The organism is Actinomadura sp. CNU-125, assembly GCF_001942465.1.
Taxonomy (GTDB): Bacteria; Actinomycetota; Actinomycetes; order Streptosporangiales; family Streptosporangiaceae; genus Spirillospora.
Genome location: NZ_MKJY01000465.1, coordinates 1 through 2,310 on the forward strand (window position 1 = coordinate 1; position 2,310 = coordinate 2,310).

General features: G+C 75.4%; 3 protein-coding genes and 1 pseudogene. 1 reads left to right on the forward strand and 3 read right to left on the reverse strand.

Annotation, left to right across the window (positions count from 1 at the left end; translation table 11 throughout):
* Both BJF79_RS37655 and BJF79_RS37660 read right to left on the reverse strand, forming a co-directional pair.
* A partial coding sequence (locus BJF79_RS37655; protein ID WP_143220751.1) for a DUF3618 domain-containing protein occupies window positions 1-238 on the reverse strand: 238 nt, incomplete at its 3' end.
* 16 nt (window positions 239-254) lie between these two features.
* Entirely contained in the window at window positions 255-794 is a 540-nt protein-coding gene (locus BJF79_RS37660) for a phage holin family protein (protein ID WP_262403158.1), read from the reverse strand.
* A 529-nt stretch (window positions 795-1,323) separates the two neighbouring features.
* Between BJF79_RS37660 and BJF79_RS67770 the strand changes: the two are divergent.
* Window positions 1,324-1,605: pseudogene (locus BJF79_RS67770) on the forward strand (thermonuclease family protein); the annotation flags it as partial.
* 240 nt (window positions 1,606-1,845) lie between these two features.
* Here BJF79_RS67770 and BJF79_RS37675 read toward each other — a convergent pair.
* The coding region (locus BJF79_RS37675) for an SDR family oxidoreductase (protein WP_143220752.1) at window positions 1,846-2,310 on the reverse strand (465 nt) is incomplete at its 5' end.

Here is a 2,310-nt window from a genome sequence, read left to right on the forward strand (position 1 = left end):
CCGCTCGGACGACGCCGCCGCGCTCGCCGACGACGCCCGCGACGACGCGGCCTGCCGCGCCGAACCCATCGCGCCCCGCGCCCGGGTCCGGGCCTGGTCGACGCGCTCGCGGGCCGATCGCCTTCACATCGGCGCGCGCCGCCAGCGCCTCCACGGTCTCGCCGAGGTCGTGGCGGGCCCGGTCGACCTCCTGCCGCAGCTCCTCGGTGCCGGCGGCCCCGGCGCCGTTCCTGCTCATCGATGCGCCCTCTCCTTCAGTTCCGCGACGGTCTGCCGCGCCTCCTGCGCCGCCCGCTCCGGTTTCGCCGGCGTCGCCCGCCGCGCCTGGCCGCGCCGCCCAGCAGCGCGAGCAGCCCCGCGACCAGCAGCAGCGCGCCGCCCACGATCAGCGCCGCCGCCCACACCGGCAGCACCAGCGCGATCGCCGCGATCGCGGCCGCCAGCAGCGCCGCGATCCCGTACAGCGCGACCAGGCCCGCGCCGCCGAACATCCCGGCGCCCGTCCCGGCGTGCTTGCCCTTGTCCTTCAGCTCGGCGACGGCCAGGCGCAGCTCCGCGCGCATCAGGTCCGAGACCTGCTGGGTGGCCTGCCGGACGAGCTCGCCCGTCCCCGGCTCGTGCCGCCCGCCTTCGCGCCGCCCCGTCTCGAACCGCCCGGCCTCGTGCCGATCCGTCTCGTGGTCCATCTCGAGGCGGTCCGTCTCGAGCATTCCGGTGTCGAGCCGGGCTCCCTGCCCGTCCCCGTGGACGGTGGCGCCGGTGGCGCCGCCTCTGCCGTCCTGTGCCGGCCGCATGATCGTCATCGCTTCCGGCCCCCTCCCGCGTCCAGTGGTTTCGAAGCGCGGTAGAGGCGTTCCCCCTGCCCCGCGACTAAACGTCCGGGCCCGGCGGCCCGGGGCGGGCGCGTTCTTTACCGCCACACCAACGTGACCAAAGGGACAAAAGAGGATGATTGTGGCGAACGTGCACGGCATGCGCCCCCCTCGGACCGACACCAGAGGACGGAGCCCGCAGTGAAAACCGGACACGCCATCGTCGCCTCGACGCTCCTCGCCGCCGCGGCGGCCTGCGGACCCGGCGCGACGGCACCCGCCGGGACACCGGGAGCGCCCGCCACCGCGCCCGCGACCGCGCCCACCACCGGCACGCCCGCCCAGAGCCCAGCCCGCGAGCCCGCCCGCCGCCTCGCCGACCCCCCGCGGAACCCGCGGCGCGGCCGGCACCGGCGACGTCGTCGAACGCGTCATCGACGGCGACACCATCGAGGTCGGCGGCGGCGACGGCGCCGTCCTGCCCGCCGGCCGCACCTCCACCGTCCGGTTCCTGGCCGTCGACGCCCCCGAGACCGGCACCTGCTACGCCGACGAGGCCACCCGCCTCACCACCACCCTGCTGCCCGCCGGATCCACCGTCCGCATCGAACGCGACACCGACCTCAAAGATCCCTACGGCCGGTACCTGCTCTACGTATGGAACGCCCAAGGACAGTTCGTCAACGTGGCCCTGGCCGCCAGCGGGCACGCCGAAGCCGTCCTCTACCCGCCCAACGACCTGTACTGGGAGAAGATCTCCGGCGCCGGGCACGACGCCGAGCAAGGCGGGCTCGGGCTGTGGTCGGCCTGCCGGACCCCGGCGCCCCGCCCCGGCACCACCGGACCGTCCGCGCCACCGCCGACGACCGGGCCGCCCACGACGGAGCCGCCCACGACCGAACCCGAACCCTCACAACCCGGCACGCCCGCACCGGACACACCAGAACCGGAGACCTCCACCCCGGAACCGTCCACCCCGGAACCGTCCGACCCCGCACCGTCGCGCCCGGGACCGGGCCGTGACCGGACGGACTCAGCCGCGCCCCACGAACGACGGCATCGCCGTCGCCATCACCGTCATGAACTGCACGTTCGCCTCCGGCGGCAGCCCCGCCATGTACACCACCGCCTCGGCGACGTGCGCGGCGTCCATCACCGGCTCCGCCCGCACCGAACCGTCCGCCTGCAGCGCGCCCGCCGCGAACCCGCCCGTCATCTCCGTCGCCGCGTTGCCCACGTCGATCTGCCCGCACGCGATCCCGTACGGGCGCCCCTCCAGCGACAGCGACTTGGTCAGTCCCGTCACGGCGTGCTTGGTCGCGGTGTAGGCCACCGACCGGGGCCGCGGCGTGTGCGCCGACAGCGACCCGTTGTTGATGATCCGCCCGCCCCGCGGATCCTGCTCCTTCATCACCCGGAACGCCGCCCGCGCGCACAGGAACGCGCCCGTGAGGTTGGTGTCGACGACCCGGCGCCACTCCTCGTCGGCGAACTCCTC

Bases quoted from the DNA above. Each gene is read 5' to 3' on its own strand.
- BJF79_RS37660 (WP_262403158.1), bottom strand. From the start codon at position 794: ATGCGGCCGGCACAGGACGGCAGAGGCGGCGCCACCGGCGCCACCGTC.